2 protein-coding genes are annotated in these 2,295 nt (G+C 64.3%); both read right to left on the minus strand.

Annotation, left to right across the window (positions count from 1 at the left end; genetic code table 11):
• Positions 1–1,290 (minus strand): type I-C CRISPR-associated protein Cas8c/Csd1 (locus ACFWPJ_RS30750; protein ID WP_378856709.1); only part of this gene is annotated, 1,290 nt, incomplete at its 3' end.
• Positions 1,290–2,295, minus strand: a 1,006-nt coding sequence (gene cas5c, locus ACFWPJ_RS30755) for a type I-C CRISPR-associated protein Cas5c (RefSeq protein ID WP_378856711.1), incomplete at its 5' end; no start/stop codon positions are given. The genes cas5c and ACFWPJ_RS30750, both read right to left, overlap by 1 nt.

The following is a 2,295-nucleotide window of genomic DNA, read 5'->3' on the forward strand; positions in this document are numbered from 1 at the left end:
CAGTACCGCAGCCTCGAGTAGGCGACGTAGCGCGTCATTGGGTCGACCCGGATTGGGGCGGCCGCCCTTGGCGACGAACGGCAGGTAGCCCTTGTTCGTGGTCGTGTCCCACCGCCCGAGGCTGGCAGCCATGTGTCGAATGTCTTGCCACCGTCGGCCCGCGGGCAGCGTTGTCCCGTCGGCCAGCGTGACCGGTTGCGGATATCGAGGCACGATTTCGTGGTCGTCGAACCACGCCCGGACATTGCCGGTATGGCTCACCATGCCCGGATCGGCTGCGGCCAACGGCATGTCGACCCAGTCGCGCACCAAGATCCTGGCGACCTGGCCCGACACCGACAGCCAGCAGAACCTGCCGACGTCCACCGGCTGCTGTACCGGACGCCCGTTGTAGACCGAGGACAACTGTTTGTGCACCTCGGCCGGGTTCGGATCGAACAGCAACGACATCAGATCCGAGGACGCGCCGCCGGTGGTCCACCACGCCAATTGGGCGTCTTGCCCAGCCCGCGACAGGCTGTTCGTCGGCGAGGACAGCAATCTGGTCAGCCCGACGGTGATGTCGTCGGCGCACACCATGCAGATCGGCGTGTGCGTCAGCTGCGTCGCCAGGTCGTAGCCGAAGGTCGGTTCGTTGATGCTGATCAACGCCGCGTCGTTGCTCGCTCCTGGTACCAACCCTGCAGGCACCTTGCCCGGGATGGTGTTGGCCAGCGCACCGGTGCGTGCGCACACCATGCACAACCCGCTCCGGCCGCTGCCCTTGGTCGCCGCGACCCGCTCAGCCCAGAACGTCGCCGCGCTCGGGCTCCGGTGCGCACCGACACCGTCGACGGTGACCAGCACACCATCCTTGGCCGACAGCCCTTCGACATCGGCAAGCTTCGACAGCCAGCCGTCTCGGTAGAACTGGCGCACGATATGCGGCACGCGATCGGTCGCCGGGTCGACCGAGTCCGCCCACCGAGCCACCAATTCCACGAACGCCTCGTGACACGCTCGCACACGATCGGGTTTGGACTTCTCGTCGCCACGACCGAGCACGTACTGGGCGTCGTCGCTGGCCAGGTTCGGCGACACACCGACCGTCCGTGTTGCTGCCGGGACCGTGTGCACCACACCACGATTGGGTTTGTCGACACTGCGTAGCCGCGTCAGCGAAGCTTTGACGATTCCCACGGATGCGTTGGTGTCGATGTTGAGGTTCCACCGAAACTCCCGATCCCGGTGAAACGCCGGCACCCCGCCGCGGTTGTCCGCGGCGAACTCGGTCAACCGTGTCAGCAGCATCAGAGATGCTCCTCGGTCAGCCCGTGCTTGGGCACTTCCATCACCCCGGAGGACAGTTTCGCCCGGAACCACCGAGACCGGCGCGGTGTCATCGTGTAGTCGATACTGTGCAACACCACACCCAGTTCCGCGGACACCGCGATCGGCGCGGTGTCGTCGGGCTTGCCGAAGTACGCCGGGAACTCACGGGTACCGAGAAACGGTTGGGAGAAACACTGGCCCTTCTCGACACGACGCCGGAACTGATCCCGATAAGCCGCCTCCGGCTTGTCCGCATGCGGGAATCGGTCGATATGCGCATGAACCCGGTAGGCAACATCCTTCAGACACAACGCATTCCGCTGCGCCCGATATGCTGCCGTGTCCACTCGACGGCGACCGGTCACCGCCTCCGACAGCGACACCACATCAGTGGTTTCGTTGCGACGCAACGTGAACTGTTTGATCGGGGCCAGCACCTCGATCCGCTCGACCCGGTACTCGAACTCCGGCTTCCAATACACCGCCTTGAGCACACCCATCGCGGCCGTCGGCGTCATCACCGGGTAACTCACCCGCTCCGCCGACAACCCCGGCTGCGTGAAACAAGCACCCGGGCCCCATACCTGCACAACCAGCGACATAGAACCGCCCTCCGTAACGAAGAAAAACCTGAACACCCCACGCCCCCAATACGATCCCCGAGGGCACAGCACGACATCATGCACGTGACCACCGACACGTTTACCTGAAATGTCTTGCGGGAAGAGGCGACCTGCGGCGATGTCGGTTCCGGCGAGCGACGGATCAGTGCGAGAAGACCCGAGCTCACCCCCGCCAGCACCGACACCGCTCGATGTCCCCGGCGTGCCAGCAACACGGCGCCAGGCCGAGGTTCTCTGCAGCCTCAGAGACCGACACCCCATGCCAGCAGCGAAGGAAACCAATGTGGCGTAGAACAGCGGAATTCGGGTCCAGTTCATTTCAGCTTCCTTTATTGAATTGTCCATCGACCGATGGATAGCG

Origin of the sequence: Nocardia sp. NPDC058497 (genome assembly GCF_042720195.1) — a bacterium.
In the GTDB taxonomy this organism is placed as follows: Bacteria; Actinomycetota; Actinomycetes; order Mycobacteriales; family Mycobacteriaceae; genus Nocardia.